We start from the raw sequence: 16,470 nt of genomic DNA on the forward strand, positions 1-16,470 counted from the left end.
GTTTTTTTAGAACCGAGATTTCTTGATTTTTCCTTTTCAAGAATCTCTTGTACAGCAAATGGCCTTTGTTCAAAACTAGTTTTATTGATTGTTATAGAAAAACACTCCTCATAAAGTAACTAGAATTTTGTTTTCCTAGTGTCTACTTTATAGGGAGTGTATCGGTTATTAAATCATATTTACGAATATTCATCGTGTTTTTAATAATGCTACTGTCAGGGAGTCATGTTCGTAATAACATTTATTCACTTATTTGACAATATTCATGCTAGCAATCTGGAACTTTGAAATCCAGATTCTTTTCTTTTATAATTTCGAATAAGGTTGCGAATGAAGCATCCAAGAAATTCCATATGCATCTACGAATTGTCCCATTTTTCCGCCCCAGAATTGCTCTGCGTATGGTAAAGTGACGGTTACTTTTCCAGATGAGCTAACTTTTTCATAAAAAGCTTCTGCCTCCGCTACGGCCACCGGATCTTCATTGTCTAAGTCTAGCATAATAGAAATCTGATTTGTCGCTGAAACTGGTTTTCCAAATGAATCTGAGCAAAATAGATTAGCACCAAGTACCGTAAATCCACCATGAACCGTGGAGTTTTCAAGGTCTTCATTTGGGAGTCCAAACATCTCGCTTTGTTCTTCATTCACAGGTAAACGGGTAATATTCGTCGCTCCAAATACTTCTTCATAATAACTTAAAGCCTCTTTTGCATTATCAAAAGCTAAATACGGGTACAACTTTGCCATAAAAATCACTCCTTCATTCTTTTTTCAGACGCTAATAACTAAAATACCCAAAGCCTTTACATTTAAACTAGTTCAGTATTTTTGAAAATTGGACGCCAAGTTTTCTTCATAATTATAACACAGACAGTAAATGCACCTAGGTCAGCAAGTGGGAAAGCGTACCAAATGCCATTTAAGCCGAAGAATTGAGGCAATATAATTAACAGTGGTACTAAACAGATGATCTGACGCATAAGCGAAATAATAAACGAAATCCGCGCCCGACCGAGTGCTTGATATAGTCCACCACAAACAATTTGGAAACCAATTGTCGGTGCGGCTAACAACATAAATCTAACGGCATTCGTTCCTTCAGCAATCAATTCTGGGTCGTTTGAGAAAATCCGGACAAGCATTCCTGGGAAAATTTCGACCAAACCCCAAGCGATTAAAGACATAACCGTCGCTGCAAACATAGAAACTTTGACAGCTTTCATCACCCGTTCAAACTGTCTGGATCCATAGTTAAAACCGACAATCGGCTGCATCCCTTGTGTTACACCATTTATCGGCATAATCACGAATGAAGCAATTCGGTTGGCAATTCCATAAACTGCAATAGCAAGCGTTCCACCATAAATATTTAGCATCCAGTTTACCGCGATTGTAACGATACTTCCTGCTGACATCATGATAAATGACGGGAACCCAATCGCCATAATCCGGCGAATAAGCGGGAAATCCATTCGGAAAGTTATCCCCTTTAGAGATAGAGTGCTTTTTCCGGATAAGAAATAAATCAGCAGCCAAACCGCCCCAACTGCTTGAGCAATTACCGTTGCAAGAGCTGAACCACGAACGCCCATGCCAAATCCCATAATAAAAATCGGATTTAAAATCATATTTAAAATAGCGGAAATGAGCATTGTTAACATCGCTGTTTTAGCATTACCTTCCGAACGAACAATATTATTCATTGCCATTGCAAATGTCTGGAATACTGCTCCTAGCAAGATAAGTGACAAGAAATCACTTGCAATATCGTGAATGTCTGCTGGTGCGCCAAAAAGTGTAATCAATGGATCTAAGAAAATAAATGTAATAATAGCAATAAAAATACTAGATAATACGACCAACCAAATGACTTGGTGGAAGACTTTATTCGCCTGACCCTGTTCCCCGGCACCGAGCGAACGAGAAATAATCGAAGCACCACCAATTCCAAACATTGCAGCCATCGCCATTAGTATCATTTGAACTGGAAAAGCAATTGAAAGCGCCGCAACGCCAGATGGTCCAACCCCGTAAGACACAAAAATCGTATCGACAATATTATACATACCCATAACAAACATCCCAATAAATGCGGGAACCGATAGTCGCGCCATAAGTGATGGTATGCTATCTTCACCTAAACGTTTACTTTGTTCTTTCATTCCATATCTCCTCCTCCAACAGCCCTAATCGCATTATCCGACAACCTATCAAGCAAATGAAGCAAGTTATCTTTTTCTTCTTCGCTAAAACCAGCTGTTAACTTCGCTGACCAATCAGCAGTTGTTTCTTCAATCAAATCACGCATCATAAAGCCTACTTCAGTCACAAAAATTCGCTGAATACGTCGATCTTTCGCATCCATTTCACGGCGAATCATTCCCAGTTCTTCTAAACGTTTAATATGTCTCGTTACACTTGCTTTATCGACCATAAAACGTTTAGCCATTGATTCCTGGGAAATACCATCTTCTTTATAAAGTGTCCATAAATAGCGTAATTGTCCTATATTAAGACCTGTTTCAAGTAATTTTTTATTTTTAAAAGTACTTTCTGAACGATGGATTATCGCGATGGCCTTTGCTAAACTTTCTTGTCTATCCGCCATATTCACTTCTCCTTATACAAAAAATCCGCCACATAATTAGTTGCGGCATCAACCATTATCTAGTATACCAACAATTTAGTTGACTGCGCAACCTTTTATTTCCCGGGTAATAATTTGACTTCCTATCTTTCTTTTGTGAAAATAAAGATTAGAGAAGGGGTGCTATCCGCTATGCACATTAAAATATTAAAAAATAGATATCCCAATATTGTCGTTTCAAAAAATCCGATTAAACCAACTGCTCAAGTGATTTCTTTTTTTGAAGAACCATATTATTTTACGATTCCTAAAAACAATCTTTCAGAAGAAGAAACAACCTTATTAAAAACATTATTTCCCGAGCCATCGCCAAAATTTCATAAAGAATCCACACAATTTTGGTTCGATTTATTATTTGGTAATGGGGAACTTTCTATTCCAAACGAAAATGACGCTTACAGAATAACGCAATTTCATCTTAGAACTGACGCCACTAAAAGCATGCTACAAGAATGGCAAAAAGCTTTACTTAGTTTCTTTAGTCCGGAAGCTGAATTAGTTATGTTTTCGAGCCACTATGGCGTAATTGTTGAAAAATCAGCTAGCTCTCTTATCGGTGAGGAAGAACTGGAAGCTGTTGCTAGTACTCTCGAAAATGATTTTTATATTCAAGCCACTTTTTTCATGGGGCTATTTCACCCATTAAATATGCAGCTTCGTGATTTGTTCGCGGAAGAACGAGCAATTTTTAATTATAAAAACCGCTCGATTGTTCAAACAGTTGCCTCTGAAAGTTTAAAAGTAATCGCCCTAAGAATGAAAGAAAGTTTAATTACTAGTGAACTTAAAAACTTTTTTAACCAGGATGACACGTGGATTCCACTGATTCACACGTTATTTAAGAATCAAGGAAATATTAGTCTAACTGCCAAAGAACTCTTTATGCACCGCAACACAATTCAATATCGTTTGGACAAATTTCATGAACAAACGAACCTTTCCCTTCGTAAAATGGATGGACTGCTTCTGGCTTACCTAGCTACTCTCCAAACTAATACGAAAAACAGTAATCAAGATTAAGTAGGCTCTTCTTGCTTGCTGTTTTTTCTTTCTGCTTGACTTAAAGTGCACTTCAAGGACTAGACTTGAATTATCACCTGAGCAAAGGAGAATAAAAATGATAAAAAAAGAAAAAGTAATCGTCATCACAGGCGCATCCAGTGGAATCGGTGAAGCTACCGCTAAACTTTTAGCTGAACAAGGTAATAAAGTCGTTTTAGGTGCTCGTAGAAAAGAAAATTTAGAACGAATTACGAGTGAGATTAAGGCAAGTGGCGGCGAGGCGATTTTCCAAATAACAGATGTAACCAAACACACTGAGGTTGAAGCATTGGCACAACTTGCATTAACTGAATTTAAACAAATTGATGTTTGGATTAACAATGCTGGTTTAATGCCGCATTCTACTTTTGATAAATTGAAGGTAAACGAATGGGATCAAATGGTCGATGTTAATATTAAAGGCGTTCTTTATGGAATAGCCGCAGCACTCCCAGCCATGCGCCAAAGGAAAACGGGTCACTTTATCAATTTATCATCTGTCGCTGGTCACCAAACACATTCTGGTGGTGGAGTTTATAGTGGAACAAAATATGCGGTTCGTGCGATCAGTGAAGCACTTCGCCAAGAGGAGGCAGCAGCTAAGAGTAACATTCGCGTAACCATTATTTCTCCTGGAGCTGTCGCAACCGAATTGCCGAACACTATCACAGATGAAGATTTAAAAGGTGGCATCAATCAACTTTACGAAGCGGTCGCAATTAGTCCGGATAGAATCGCTGAAACAATTCTATTCGCCATCAACACACCTGAAGACACTACCATGAATGAAATCCTCTTACGCCCAACTATTCAGCAACCATGATTTCAAGTATAGGAGTGAACATAATGAATATTAAAGAAGCAAGCGAAAAAACTGGTGTTTCTGCAGATACCATTCGTTATTATGAACGGATTGGCTTAATCCCCAATATTAGTCGCAACGAAAACGGTGTGCGCAAATTTGATGAGGAAGATTTGCGCTGGATTGATTTCAGTCGCCAAATGCGGTGTGCTGGAATGTCCATTGAATCGCTAATTGATTATTTGTCTCTCTTTCGCGAAGGAGAAAAGACACTAGAACCTCGGATGGAATTATTAAAAGAACAACGCGCAGAACTTCAAGACCGGATTGATATGATGCAAGAAGCACTAGAACGGCTCGACTTTAAAATCGAAAACTATGATACGCATCTTATCCCAGCCCAAAAGAAATTAAAAGAATTTTAAGGAAAAAAAATAAACCCGCAAACTTTTTAATGAAGGTTTGTGGGTTTTCCTTGTTATTTTACTACATAAGCTAAAATATCTTCTGGTTTCTCAAAGACATACTCTGCTGCTTCAAATCCTTCAGTAGATTTCGCACCCCAGAGCGCTAAACCAAAATGAACACCGGCCGCATGGGCACATTTCATATCATAAGAAGAATCGCCAATATAAATGACTTCATGGGGTTCACGCTCAAGAAGTTCTAGGCTTTTAAGTAACGGATCTGGATGCGGTTTATGATTTTCGGTATCACTGGCACAAACAATCGCTTCAAAATGATCATGAATTTCAAATGGATAAAAACCTTTGTCCATTTCTAGTGAGTTTTTAGAAGTGACGACACCACTTTCTGGAATCGCATGAAGCACTTTATGAATTCCATCGAAAACCTCTACTTCATCGATAAAAGACGCTTCTCGTTCAATCCAGTTAGCGAGTATCCGCTCCTCATCTAATATATTCAGTTGTTCAAGCGCCGCTGCCCCAGTAATTCCTAGCACAAATCGTAACTCAGCTAAATCATAAGTCAATCCTTCTTCCGCTAAAACGGTCTGAAGTGAATGCAAAACTGCTCTTTCTGTATCCAAAATCGTTCCATCTACATCAAAAATAATTGTTTTATACATGAAAACTCCTCCTTCATCATTGAGCAAAATTGTGATAGTGATGAGTTGTATACCTTGTTTTTTCAATACTTTTTTCTTTCTTAAAATCAGCACCATCGAGGCCTTTATTCTCAAGTAAATGTCGAAATTCGTACAAGCTTCCTTGCGTATTTTCATTTAATTCAAATTCAATATTATCGCAACTAAATGTTAAGCAAATTTCATTTCTATCAGTAGTCAACGCGATATTACGCAATTTTGCAACTGGGAAAGTTTGTCGTTTTTTCATGCCCAAGCTGAAGTTTTGGTCAAAAACAAGATAATCTCTATCGATGTAAAACTCTCCGAATTGATATTCTAGTCCTAAAGATGAATAAATCTTGCATACACCTTCTAGTTTCATACCATCCGCCTCCTTCATCACCTTATATATTAGTTTTAAATGATGAAATGGGTTTCATGTCAAGTAATTTATCAGAAAAAATTTTCTAAACCGTTTTTCTTCTGATTAATTCATGCTTAATTTGAATATTTTGCAGCTTTCCCTGCTCAAAAATAGCAAAAGCATTTTCGCCTAATTTTTTCAAGTGGTGATCAAGCGTTGTAATTCCCATCGCTTTTCCAATTGCCAAGTTTTCTTGCCCCAGAATCGCCACATCTTCTGGTATCCGAAGCCCAAGCTCTTTCGCATGAAACATAATCCCAGCTGCAACTTCATCACCATTAGCATAAAAAGCGTCCGGCCAGTCTTTCCCTTCACCAAAAAAGTGTTTTCCCGCTTTTAAACCATCTTCAAAAGTATAACATTCCCCCAAAAAGCGGTTTTCACTAACTGGTCCAAATACTTGTTCATAAGCATCAATCTTCCCATATGTACTAGTGCTTTCAAGTGATTCACGTCCAGCTGTAAAGGCAACTTTTTTATAACCTTCCTCTTGTAAAAACAAAAATCCATCTCGATAAGCATCAATTCTATCAATGAAAGAACAAGATATTTCGGGAGAATCAACATACTCACAAGCAACAATTGGTCCATATGCTAGGTAAGGCAAAATCACATCCCAGTTATTGGCACGCGAAGTAATAATTAGCCCATCGACTTGTTTAGTTTTAAGGCGCATCAAATATTTTTCTTCCTCTTTCGTATCATACCCTGTTGGAAAAAGTGTTACAGAATACCTATTTTTAAAGGCCGCCTCAAGAACTCCATTAACAATTTTATCAAACCAAGGATGGTCATTATAAGGCAAAATGATACCAATTGTATTAGTTTTCCCAAGCGCCAAGTCTGTAGCAATACGATTAGGAGAATAATCAAGTTCTTCAATAATAGCTTGAACTCGCGACCTCTTATCTTCGGCGACATAAGGGTGATTATTAAGTACGCGTGACACGGTCGTCACAGAAACTCCTGCTAATTTGGCAATTTCTTTAATGTTCGGCATTCTAAAAACCTCATTCCTAAGAAAAAAGTGCGGATAGATTTCTCATACCGCACTGTAATTTTATCATTAAGCTAACTGCTCTAATTCGCTTGTTTGGAAATCTCTTTCCACACGAACAGAAACTAGTCTAGCATCATTCATTTCTTCTACTGTAAATCGAAGGCTATCGTATTCAACTACTACTTTATCATCTTCTTCTGGAATTGTCCCGGTTAAGGTTAACACAAACCCAGCTACAGTATCTATGCCACGTGATGGAAGTTCCACGTGAAACATTTTATTAAAATCATCTAGCGTCATGCGGCCTTCCACGATAAATGTAGAATCATCTATTTTCTTCACTTCATCTGAAAACACATCATTTTCGTCATCGATTTCGCCAACAATCTCTTCTAACAAATCTTCTACGGTGACAATTCCGGCAACTCCACCGTATTCATCCATTAAAATTGCCATCTGATTTCTAGTTCTTTGCATATTTTTGAGTAAATCATCAATGAACATTGTCTCCTGCGCAAAATACGCCTCTTTTACGAGCGACTTCACATCAATGTTTTCAAAGCCTGACTTTCTAGCTTCCACAAAAAAATCTTTCATATGCAGAATACCCAGCACCGAGTCCTGATTGTCTGTATAGACGGGAACTCTTGAAAAATTCTCACTTAATAATGCGTCACAAAGCGCTTCTGATTCCGTTTCGGCGTCAACCATAAACGCATCTGTTCGCGGTACCATTACTTCACGTGCGTATTTATTATCCATTTCAAATACACCACGAAGCATTTGTAATTCTTCTACCTCAATTACACCATCACGTCGACCGGTTTCAATCAGTAATTGCATTTCTTCTCGTGTCATTTTTTCATTATCCGTATTTTTCTCCATTCTCGTTATTTTCACAAGAATATCCGTGGAAAAGGATAAGAATTTCACGAATGGACGAAGCAAAACGCCTACTGCCATGATTGGTCGTACAGAAACTCGGGCAATTTTCTCTGATTTTTGAAGTGCTAAACGTTTTGGATAAAGTTCACCGAAAACAAGTGTGATATACGATAACACAATCGTTACGACAATAATCGATAGCTCTTTGGCAAAACTACTTCCTCCAAAAACAGGTTCCAATCTAGTCGCAATGCTAGTAGCGGCTGACGCACTGGAGAAGAATCCAGCGAGTGTAATACCAACTTGGATTGTAGCAAGAAATTTACTTGGATCGTCTACGAGTTTAGCAAGCAAAATCGCTTTTTTATCACCAGTTGCGGCTTGGCTCTTTACTCGATTTTTGTTCAGTGATACAAGCGCCATCTCTGCTGAGGCAAAGAATGCGTTGAGCATTGTCAACACAACAATAAGAATTAACTGCAAGATAATCTGCTGACTCTCGGGGTCAGGGTTCATATGGAACTCTCCACTCCTTATTTTCATCGAGAAAACGAGTGCTCATTTTCTCTAAATATTCCGGATAATTTTCCGGTTAAGAAAATTCTATCATGCTACCCTTATTACTGCAAGGTTTCAAATCTTCGCAAAAACTTCTATCGCATCATTTTCTATCATTTCAAAAGAATACGGCAAGAAAATTCGTTCTTTATTTACAGCAAAAATTTGCGCTGTTTTATTTCGGTAATCGGTTAAATTACAAAACGGACTCACTCTAAAAGAAGTCCCCACAATTACAATCAAATCTGCATGCCTGATTGCGGAAAGAGATTGATTTATAGCACTTTCTTGGATGGCTTCTTCGTAAAGCACTACATCTGGTCGAATAATACCTAGACAATCTTCATGAACATTGGACTGAAGATACGTCTCAGCCGGAATGCTCATTTGGCACTTTTGGCAATAACAATGATACAAGCTTCCGTGAAAATTAATCACTTTCTTAGAGCCAGCTTTTTCATGAAGTCCATCAATATTTTGTGTAATAATCATCACATCTTTTTGCTGCGAGATTTCAGCCATTTTAGTATGAATCATGTTTGGCTCTGCATCTGGATAATACATATTTTCCTTAACAAATTGATAAAACTTATCCGGTTCTTGCGTAAGACATGTATGACTGAGCATATATTCAGGGCTTTCCATCCTTGTATATAAACCATTTTTCGAGCGATAGTCAGGAATCCCAGAAGGTACCGACACCCCTGCACCCGTTAAAAAAACGATTTTGTTTGCTTGCTTAATCGCTTCCTTTAAATCATTCATCATTATTTCTTCCTTTCATTTTCATGTGCCTTGTCTTTCCAATTCCACCATTTGCGTAACTCGGGCTGTTGTTTATCTTGTGCTGTTTCTGCTACATAAACAGCACAACGATATGTGTATAAAACACATGGATCCATTCTTTCACCGCGTTTTTCACAAGTTTTTTCGTATAATTCAAGCGGATTTCCCCCTTTCAAATCCGCTATTTCTTTAACTCCAATTTCATTTAACATGACGACCATTTTTTTGCCAATTCCTGGTAATTTTATTAAGTCAGACTGCATGATTCCCCTTCTTTCTATGCATTTTTTGGTTGAAATAAAAACTGATAATCACATTGATGAAAATAAAGCCAGCTACAACCAGGAATACATCCCCATACCCAAAATGCGCGGCAACACTAGATCCGACTAGCGGGCCGATAACATTCCCGATATATTGAAATGATTGATTGTATCCAAAAATACGTCCAGAAACCTCTCGAGGAGCATTTTTTGCAAGTAGTGATTGAACTGCTGGTAATAATGCACCATCTGTAAGCCCTAGTAGAAAACGCAAAATACCAAGCTGCCAAGGATTTTGTGCGAACGCCATTGGTATTTGTAATAACATCGATCCAATGAGTGCCCCAAGTAAAATTCGCTCAGAACCAATTCTGTCACCCCACCTCCCAAGCCTTGGTGCAGCTATAAGGGCAGCAACCCCTGGAACAGAAGCAATCATCCCACTAATAAAAGCAATATTTTGAGCATTTCCGGCAAGATCTCGTACATATAAAGTTAAAATCGGGTTAACTGAGTTGGAAGCTATTTGAATCATCATTGTCGTAATAAACAACGAGATAATTAAGCCAGGGTTTTTGAGTGATAAGAAAACCTCTTTCCCAGAGCGCATTTCTTTTTTCTCTATCGGAGTAAATTTCTCTTTTACAAAGAATAGTGTTAAGAAAAAGCTACCTAGTAAGAGTGCTCCTGTAATATAAAATACTGGCCTAACTCCAAAGGTATCCGATAAGGCTCCACCAATTAGCGGACCAATTAGCACACCCGATACAGCTGCCGTTGATAATGCTCCTAGGGCCCAACCACTACGATGACGCGGAACTTGTGTTGCAACGAGTGCATTTGCTGTGGAAATATATCCTGAAAAAATTCCCATTAATAAACGCAATCCTACAAATTGATATACATTGCTCACTAACCCCATAAGAATCATCGCTATCGCCATACCAAGAGAAGCACGCAATAACATGACTCTTCGTCCTTTTTGATCAGCAAGCTTCCCCCAAATTGGTGACATAATTGCCGAAACTAAAAAAGTTGAACTGAGCGCAATTCCTGACCATAAACTTACTTGGTCTGGATTATGTACACCTAGCTCTTCAATATATAATGGCAAAAACGGCATAATCAAATTTAGTCCAGTTCCTGTAAGAAAACAACCAATCCAAACAACATATAGATTTTTCTTCCAATTTTCCATAAATCCACCTAGATTCTTCCATCATTACTCTTAATTATTCCACAAAAAAAGCGAAAGTAAAACTAATCCTTCGCTTTTTTGCTATATTAGGTTAAATTGTTTCACGTGAAACATTCTAAATTTCTAGATTTTGAAGCGGAACCCAGCCAGCTTGGTTTTCTTCAGTCACACACCAAACCCAACCATTTAATTCCCGATTACTTTCTAATTTATCGCCAGGTTTTACATTTAATTCACGCGCAGAATAATCTTCTGTCACTGTTCCGCTCTTGTCATCACTGCTCATTTGAATAATTTGCTTTGGAACCCAGCCTTCTTTACCAGAAGATTTCACTTTACAAAAAATCCACCCTGGATACTCAGTGTCTTCTTGAAAAACCCAAATCGATTCATTCTTGTTAACGAAAAGCGGATCAGGATAATTGCTTTTATGCTCTTTTTTTACAGTAAATGTTTGATTCATAATTTGAAACCTTCCTTGTTAGTTTTTAGCTGCTTCCCAATCTGCAAGGAATTTATCAATCCCGCTATCGGTCAGAGGATGTTTTAGCATTTGTTCGAACACTTTATATGGAACTGTGGCAATATCCGCTCCTGCTTTAGCACATTCGATAACATGGATTGGATGGCGAACACTTGCCGAAATAATTTCTGTTGGGATACCGTGTATTTCAAAAATTTGTGCAATATCACGAATAAGAACCAGACCATCATCGCCAATATCATCTAGCCTACCTAAGAACGGTGATACATAAGTAGCTCCTGCTCTGGCAGCTAATAATGCTTGTGCTGCAGAAAACACAAGGGTAACATTTGTTTTTATTCCTTCTTCTGTCAACACTTTAACCGCTGCTAACCCTTCTCCTGTCATCGGTATTTTCACAACCATATTCGGATGGGTTTTTGCGATGACTCGACCTTCTTCAACCATACCATTTGCTTCCAAACTTACTACTTCGCCGCTAATTGGTCCATCAACAATGGATGTAATTTCTTGAATGACCTCATTAAAATCTCGACCTTCTTTGGCAACAAGAGATGGATTAGTCGTGACTCCAGCAATAAACCCCATTCTGTTAGCCTTTTTGATTTCTTCTACGTTCGCTGTATCGATAAAAAATCTCATTAAAACATCCTCCTTTTCTATCAAGCGCTTTCAATTACAGAGTCATTATAACGCAAAAGTCAAAAAAATGCTTTAGAATTGATTTATGCACAAAAAAAGAATGCCTATAAAAGCATTCAAAAAGTTTCACATGAAACTTGTGTTATAAACGAGTTTTGTCCATCACTAACAGAGGTTTTGGTCTATTTCTAATTATCTCCTCTTTAATTAAATATGTGAGAGTGTGCGCCACATACTCGCGTGATGTATTGGTATACCTTGCTAATACTTCTTGCGTTACTTCTCTCGGTAGCAGTATCCCATTATCCGAAAAAGTTCCTAAAGTTTGAGCACATTTTAGAATGGCTTTGCGAATTCGTTCTTCTTTCTTCAAGAAGCTTAGTTTTGCAAATGCGTGTGCTTCGCGTAATTCCTCCGACATTACTTTAACCATGAAAAAGTTATTCTGATCTACTTTGTCAAAAATAGAAAATAAAAAATTACTATCTACTTCCATAACTTCACCATGACCTAAGCTCTGCATCGAAACATGCGGGCTCCATTCATCATAAAAGAGATGGTACAATCCAAAATTATCTCCTTTTTGCAAAAAACGAATAATGCTTTCTTTACAATTCTCTTCTTCTAATTCTGCATCTTTTTCTACAATCATCCCGTATATGCCACTAAGAACAAAATAAACCTTTGTTCCAGTTGGACTTAAACTTTCTAGAACCTCACCCTTCTTCGTGCGGATAACCGAGCAGTAATCTTTGAAATTTGGATGTTCAAAGCACAGCTCCATTAACTTGCTAACCGTTAGATTGGATTCAAGCTCTTTTAAAAATAGCATATTCTCTCCTTTGCTATATTGTATTGAAAAAACACGTAGTAATTATATCATAAATACTATGTAAAAATTTACACTAAAAATAAAATACGAAAAGCCAAGACTTTAATTTTAGTTAATTATTTCACAAATAAATTTAAAATACTTAAAAAAGTTATCTTTATTTCTTTCAAATTTGCCGTATTTTCGAACTTTTTGTTACTTTTTATAAAAATTACAATTATAAAAAATTATTTAATAATTACCACTTTAGACTGGTTTATTATTCATAAAAATGATTATACTTAAAAAAGTAAGCAACTAGATATTAATAGGTAACTCAGAAAGGGTGAATCGAATGGATCAGAAAAAATATAGCTGGCGTAGCTTTTTTCAGCTACTTATTAGCGCCAAGCCTGCTAATTGGATTATTTTCTGCGCTTTATTTGCAAGTGTTATTACCACAGTCGCCGGTTTAATTGTGCCGCTTTTTACTAAAAATTTAATTGACGGGTTCTCCATCGCGTCACTTGATGTAAAAATGGTGGTTTTAATTGTTCTTGCGTTTATTTTGCAAGCAATTACAAATGGTTTTTCGATTTTCTTGCTAAATTATATGGGACAAAAGGTAGTTGCAACTATTCGGGAACGTCTGTGGAAAAAAATTGTGCATTTACCAGTTTCCTACTTCGATAATACCAAAACTGGTGAGATGGTAAGTCGAATGGTAAACGATACAGTGGTTGTGAAAGAACTAATTGCTGATCACTTCCCACAATTTGTTACCGGAATTATTTCCGTGGTCGGCGCGATTATTATCTTATTCTTTATGGACTGGAAAATGACGCTGATTATCTTAGTCGCTGTGCCAATCACAGCTCTTGTTGTTGCCCCACTTGGTCAAAAAATGTTTAAAATTTCTAAAGGGCTTCAAAATGAAACGGCCAATTTCACTGGAACAATTAGCCAAACGCTATCGGAAGCAAGACTTGTAAAAGCTTCTAATGCCGAAACAATTGAGACAGAGTCAGGCCATCAAGGAATTAATCGTCTATTTGGTTTTGGTATTCGAGAAGCCAAAGTTGTCGCAGTTCTAGGCCCGCTGATTTTCTTTGTTGTTATGGGAGTTATTGTTGGTATCATTGGCTACGGCGGTATTCGCGTTTCGGCTGGGACAATGACTACGGGAACACTAATCGCCTTCTTGCTTTATCTTTTCCAAATTATCGTCCCAGTAACCTCTTTTGCCACTTTCTTCGCACAACTTCAAAAAGCAAAAGGTGCAACGGAACGAATTGCGGATATATTGAATGAATCAGAAGAAGATTTTGATGCTGGTAAAGAAGTCGATGTTAGTGGAAAAACAATTCGTGCTTCCGCTATTTCATTTTCATATAATGAAGGTGAGCCCATTTTGAAGGATATTTCTTTTGATACGAAACCAGGAGAGGTAATCGCTTTTGCCGGTCCAAGCGGCGGAGGTAAGTCTACCCTTTTCGCGATTCTGGAACGTTTTTATGAGCCAAAAACAGGTGGAATATTCGTTGGAGATACTCCTCTTTCTGAGATTTCGATTAACTCATGGCGCTCACAAATTGGGTATGTTTCACAAGAAAGCGCCATGCTCTCTGGAACGATTCGTGATAATTTATGTTATGGCTTAGATCGTGAAATCAACGAAGACGAACTTTGGAACGTCGCAAAATTAGCTTATGCTGATGGATTTATTTCCGAACTACCTGACAAAATGACAACAGAAGTCGGCGAACGAGGTGTGAAGCTTTCTGGAGGACAGAGACAGAGGATTGCAATTGCTCGGGCATTTTTACGCAACCCAAACATCCTAATGCTAGATGAAGCCACTGCGAGCCTAGACAGCCAATCAGAACAAATCGTCCAACAAGCCTTAGCAAATTTAATGGAAGGTCGTACTACTTTTGTAATCGCACATCGACTTTCTACTATTGTTAATGCTGACCAAATTCTCTTTATTGAAAACGGAGAAATAACCGGTCGTGGAACACATAGCGAACTGGTTGCCACTCATCCGCTATACGCTTCATTTGCGGAACAACAATTAAAATAACTATTTCCCGGGAAATAAAAACCGACTTGCGCAAATGCCAAGTCGGTTTTTCATTTTATAAGGTTTGGTAAAATTTCTTTAACTCGCTTTTCTTTATTTCATCTAAATCATGCCACCTGATACCTTCAATGGCTCCTTCAAGTGCACATAATTTACTCAAACAAGCGGTATAATCATTTTCCCAAATTCGTAAAAAGGCTGCTTTGCTACCAACATTCCTCAGCTCTGTAGGGGTTCTTGTGCCCGTCTTAATTAGTTCTTGCTCAAGTACTTTGCCAATGTTTGGAAGTTCGCTCAGTTCGAGCATTTTTAGTCCTTCTTTCCTTATTTTGTTGGGGCTGCTATTCTTTCAATACCACCCATATAGCCTTGAAGTGCTTTTGGAATACGAACTGAACCATCCGCATCTTGATAATTTTCTAGAATTGCAGCAACTGTACGACCAAGCGCTAAGCCAGAACCATTTAGTGTGTGTACATATTCTGGCTTGCTTCCTGGTTCACGTCGGAAACGTATGTTAGCACGTCTTGCCTGGAAGCTTTCAAAGTTACTACACGACGAAATTTCGCGATACGAATTGTAGCTTGGGATCCATACTTCTAAGTCATATTTTTTGGCAGCAGTAAAACCTAGGTCTGCTGTACACATACTAAGAACACGATATGGTAATTCTAGTCGGCGCAATACTTCTTCAGCATTTTCCGTTAATTTTTCTAGCGCCGCGTAAGAATCTTCTGGTTTTACAAATTGAACTAGCTCAACTTTATTAAATTGATGTTGGCGAATTAAACCACGAGTATCACGACCAGCAGAACCAGCTTCAGAACGGAAACATGCGCTAAAGGCAGTATATTTTCTTGGTAAATCTTCTGCTTTTAAAATATCTTCACGGTGGTAGTTTGTTACGGGAACTTCTGCTGTTGGAATTAAGAAATAATCTTCTGCTTCAATAAGAAAAGCATCTTCTTCAAATTTCGGCAATTGACCGGTACCAGTCATGCTTGCGCGGTTAACCATGTATGGCGGTAACATTTCTTCGTAGCCGTGTTCATTAGAATGCAAGTCCATCATAAAGTTAATTAGCGCACGTTCTAATCTCGCACCCAATTTTTTATAAAAGACAAAACGGCTTCCAGTTACTTTAGCAGCATTTTCAAAGTCAAGAATATCTAAATCTGTTCCAATGTCCCAGTGAGCTTTCGGTTCAAAATCAAATTCCCGCACTTCGCCCCATTTGCGAATTTCAATGTTATCATCTTCTGATTCACCAATAGGCGTAGATTCATGGGGAATATTCGGAATCGACATTAAAATCGTATCTAGCTTATCATCTATTTCTTTTAGTTCAATATCAAGGGTCTTAATTCGATCCCCAACAACACGCATTTCTTCAATTTTTGCTTCTGCATCCTGTTTTTCCCGTTTTAGTTTGGCAATCTCTTGGGAAACTTCATTCCGCTGATTTTTAAGTGCTTCCGTTTCAACAATTAAAGTTCGACGACGTTTATCTAACTCGCCAAATTTTTCGAATTCACCAAGGTCTTCTCCGCGATTTTGTAGTTTTTGTTTTACTTCATCAAAATTATTACGTAACAATTTAACATCTAACATGCTAACTCCTCCTTTATTTTTTTCCATATAAAAACTCCCGTACTTTCCCGAATTAACAGGAAAGGGACGAGAGTTAACCGCGTTGCCACCCTTATTGGGACTTATAAAAATCCCCAGCTTCATTTAGGTTTAACGGACCATT

General features: G+C 37.9%; 19 protein-coding genes and 1 other annotated feature (1 of these 20 cut by a window edge). Of the genes, 4 read left to right on the plus strand and 15 right to left on the minus strand.

The window, feature by feature from the left end; translation table 11 throughout:
* Nucleotides 1–306: 306 nt before the first annotated feature.
* The 3 genes from JL53_RS14810 to JL53_RS14820 all read right to left on the minus strand — a co-directional run bounded on the left by JL53_RS14810 (nt 307) and on the right by JL53_RS14820 (nt 2,611).
* A complete protein-coding gene (locus JL53_RS14810) occupies nt 307–750 on the minus strand; it encodes a VOC family protein (protein WP_038408037.1) in 444 nt (147 codons plus the stop codon).
* Nucleotides 751–812: 62 nt separating this feature from the next.
* On the minus strand, nt 813–2,165 hold the full coding sequence (locus JL53_RS14815; protein ID WP_003721056.1) for an MATE family efflux transporter: 1,353 nt from the start codon (nt 2,163–2,165) through the stop codon (nt 813–815).
* Nucleotides 2,162–2,611, minus strand: coding sequence for a MarR family winged helix-turn-helix transcriptional regulator (locus JL53_RS14820; RefSeq protein ID WP_038408038.1), 450 nt, complete (start codon nt 2,609–2,611; stop codon nt 2,162–2,164). Before JL53_RS14820 ends, JL53_RS14815 begins: the two co-directional genes overlap by 4 nt.
* Nucleotides 2,612–2,782: 171 nt before the next feature.
* Between JL53_RS14820 and JL53_RS14825 the strand changes: the two genes are divergently transcribed.
* From JL53_RS14825 to JL53_RS14835, 3 genes are all read left to right on the plus strand, one after another.
* A complete protein-coding gene (locus JL53_RS14825) occupies nt 2,783–3,670 on the plus strand; it encodes a PucR family transcriptional regulator (protein WP_038408039.1) in 888 nt (295 codons plus the stop codon).
* A 97-nt stretch (nt 3,671–3,767) separates the two neighbouring features.
* Nucleotides 3,768–4,514: an SDR family oxidoreductase gene (locus tag JL53_RS14830; protein ID WP_038408040.1), complete on the plus strand. Its 747-nt coding sequence runs from the start codon at nt 3,768–3,770 to the stop codon at nt 4,512–4,514.
* A gap of 23 nt (nt 4,515–4,537) precedes the next feature.
* Nucleotides 4,538–4,918, plus strand: coding sequence for a MerR family transcriptional regulator (locus tag JL53_RS14835; RefSeq protein ID WP_052010622.1), 381 nt, complete (start codon nt 4,538–4,540; stop codon nt 4,916–4,918).
* Nucleotides 4,919–4,971: 53 nt separating this feature from the next.
* On the opposite strand, the gene JL53_RS14840 is transcribed toward JL53_RS14835, so the two are convergent.
* The 10 genes from JL53_RS14840 to JL53_RS14885 form a co-directional block, all read right to left on the minus strand.
* On the minus strand, nt 4,972–5,583 hold the full coding sequence (locus JL53_RS14840; RefSeq protein ID WP_003721062.1) for an HAD family hydrolase: 612 nt from the start codon (nt 5,581–5,583) through the stop codon (nt 4,972–4,974).
* Between the two features lie 16 nt (nt 5,584–5,599).
* Nucleotides 5,600–5,965: a hypothetical protein gene (locus JL53_RS14845; RefSeq protein ID WP_003721063.1), complete on the minus strand. Its 366-nt coding sequence runs from the start codon at nt 5,963–5,965 to the stop codon at nt 5,600–5,602.
* 85 nt (nt 5,966–6,050) lie between these two features.
* Nucleotides 6,051–7,007 (minus strand): LacI family DNA-binding transcriptional regulator, encoded by a 957-nt coding sequence (locus JL53_RS14850; RefSeq protein ID WP_038408042.1) that lies wholly within the window; start codon nt 7,005–7,007, stop codon nt 6,051–6,053.
* Nucleotides 7,008–7,073: 66 nt separating this feature from the next.
* Complete coding sequence (locus JL53_RS14855; protein WP_038408043.1) at nt 7,074–8,408, minus strand: hemolysin family protein; 1,335 nt, start codon at nt 8,406–8,408, stop codon at nt 7,074–7,076.
* 117 nt (nt 8,409–8,525) lie between these two features.
* Nucleotides 8,526–9,215 (minus strand): NAD-dependent protein deacylase, encoded by a 690-nt coding sequence (locus JL53_RS14860; RefSeq protein ID WP_038408044.1) that lies wholly within the window; start codon nt 9,213–9,215, stop codon nt 8,526–8,528.
* A 2-nt stretch (nt 9,216–9,217) separates the two neighbouring features.
* Complete coding sequence (locus tag JL53_RS14865; protein WP_038408045.1) at nt 9,218–9,499, minus strand: helix-hairpin-helix domain-containing protein; 282 nt, start codon at nt 9,497–9,499, stop codon at nt 9,218–9,220.
* Entirely contained in the window at nt 9,489–10,697 is a 1,209-nt protein-coding gene (lde, locus tag JL53_RS14870) for a multidrug efflux MFS transporter Lde (RefSeq protein WP_038408046.1), read from the minus strand. The genes JL53_RS14865 and lde overlap by 11 nt, the downstream gene beginning before the upstream one ends.
* Before the next feature lie 115 nt (nt 10,698–10,812).
* Entirely contained in the window at nt 10,813–11,160 is a 348-nt protein-coding gene (locus JL53_RS14875) for an SH3 domain-containing protein (RefSeq protein WP_003721069.1), read from the minus strand.
* Nucleotides 11,161–11,178: 18 nt separating this feature from the next.
* Nucleotides 11,179–11,823, minus strand: coding sequence for a fructose-6-phosphate aldolase (gene fsa / locus JL53_RS14880; protein WP_038408047.1), 645 nt, complete (start codon nt 11,821–11,823; stop codon nt 11,179–11,181).
* A 142-nt stretch (nt 11,824–11,965) separates the two neighbouring features.
* A complete protein-coding gene (locus JL53_RS14885) occupies nt 11,966–12,655 on the minus strand; it encodes a Crp/Fnr family transcriptional regulator (RefSeq protein ID WP_003721071.1) in 690 nt (229 codons plus the stop codon).
* Nucleotides 12,656–12,989: 334 nt separating this feature from the next.
* On the opposite strand from JL53_RS14885, the gene JL53_RS14890 reads away from it, so the two are divergent.
* Entirely contained in the window at nt 12,990–14,717 is a 1,728-nt protein-coding gene (locus JL53_RS14890) for an ABC transporter ATP-binding protein (protein ID WP_038408048.1), read from the plus strand.
* A gap of 55 nt (nt 14,718–14,772) precedes the next feature.
* On the opposite strand, the gene JL53_RS14895 is transcribed toward JL53_RS14890, so the two are convergent.
* Complete coding sequence (locus JL53_RS14895; RefSeq protein WP_038408049.1) at nt 14,773–15,024, minus strand: TfoX/Sxy family protein; 252 nt, start codon at nt 15,022–15,024, stop codon at nt 14,773–14,775.
* 17 nt (nt 15,025–15,041) lie between these two features.
* The gene (gene serS / locus JL53_RS14900; protein WP_038408050.1) at nt 15,042–16,328 is read right to left on the minus strand and encodes a serine--tRNA ligase; all 1,287 of its coding nucleotides are present in this window, start codon (nt 16,326–16,328) and stop codon (nt 15,042–15,044) included.
* Nucleotides 16,329–16,387: 59 nt separating this feature from the next.
* Nucleotides 16,388–16,470: a binding site (T-box leader), on the minus strand; it runs 140 nt beyond the window's last position.

The sequence above is a fragment of the Listeria ivanovii subsp. londoniensis genome (assembly GCF_000763495.1).
Lineage (GTDB): Bacteria > Bacillota > Bacilli > Lactobacillales > Listeriaceae > Listeria > Listeria londoniensis.

Coding starts and splice junctions, on each gene's coding strand:
- JL53_RS14810 (WP_038408037.1), bottom strand. CDS start 750: ATGGCAAAGTTGTACCCGTATTTAGCTTTTGATAATGCAAAAGAGGCT.
- JL53_RS14815 (WP_003721056.1), bottom strand. CDS start 2,165: ATGAAAGAACAAAGTAAACGTTTAGGTGAAGATAGCATACCATCACTT.
- JL53_RS14820 (WP_038408038.1), bottom strand. CDS start 2,611: ATGGCGGATAGACAAGAAAGTTTAGCAAAGGCCATCGCGATAATCCAT.
- JL53_RS14825 (WP_038408039.1), top strand. CDS start 2,783: ATGCACATTAAAATATTAAAAAATAGATATCCCAATATTGTCGTTTCA.
- JL53_RS14830 (WP_038408040.1), top strand. CDS start 3,768: ATGATAAAAAAAGAAAAAGTAATCGTCATCACAGGCGCATCCAGTGGA.
- JL53_RS14835 (WP_052010622.1), top strand. CDS start 4,538: ATGAATATTAAAGAAGCAAGCGAAAAAACTGGTGTTTCTGCAGATACC.
- JL53_RS14840 (WP_003721062.1), bottom strand. CDS start 5,583: ATGTATAAAACAATTATTTTTGATGTAGATGGAACGATTTTGGATACA.
- JL53_RS14845 (WP_003721063.1), bottom strand. CDS start 5,965: ATGAAACTAGAAGGTGTATGCAAGATTTATTCATCTTTAGGACTAGAA.
- JL53_RS14850 (WP_038408042.1), bottom strand. CDS start 7,007: ATGCCGAACATTAAAGAAATTGCCAAATTAGCAGGAGTTTCTGTGACG.
- JL53_RS14855 (WP_038408043.1), bottom strand. CDS start 8,408: ATGAACCCTGACCCCGAGAGTCAGCAGATTATCTTGCAGTTAATTCTT.
- JL53_RS14860 (WP_038408044.1), bottom strand. CDS start 9,215: ATGAATGATTTAAAGGAAGCGATTAAGCAAGCAAACAAAATCGTTTTT.
- JL53_RS14865 (WP_038408045.1), bottom strand. CDS start 9,499: ATGCAGTCTGACTTAATAAAATTACCAGGAATTGGCAAAAAAATGGTC.
- lde (WP_038408046.1), bottom strand. CDS start 10,697: ATGGAAAATTGGAAGAAAAATCTATATGTTGTTTGGATTGGTTGTTTT.
- JL53_RS14875 (WP_003721069.1), bottom strand. CDS start 11,160: ATGAATCAAACATTTACTGTAAAAAAAGAGCATAAAAGCAATTATCCT.
- fsa (WP_038408047.1), bottom strand. CDS start 11,823: ATGAGATTTTTTATCGATACAGCGAACGTAGAAGAAATCAAAAAGGCT.
- JL53_RS14885 (WP_003721071.1), bottom strand. CDS start 12,655: ATGCTATTTTTAAAAGAGCTTGAATCCAATCTAACGGTTAGCAAGTTA.
- JL53_RS14890 (WP_038408048.1), top strand. CDS start 12,990: ATGGATCAGAAAAAATATAGCTGGCGTAGCTTTTTTCAGCTACTTATT.
- JL53_RS14895 (WP_038408049.1), bottom strand. CDS start 15,024: ATGCTCGAACTGAGCGAACTTCCAAACATTGGCAAAGTACTTGAGCAA.
- serS (WP_038408050.1), bottom strand. CDS start 16,328: ATGTTAGATGTTAAATTGTTACGTAATAATTTTGATGAAGTAAAACAA.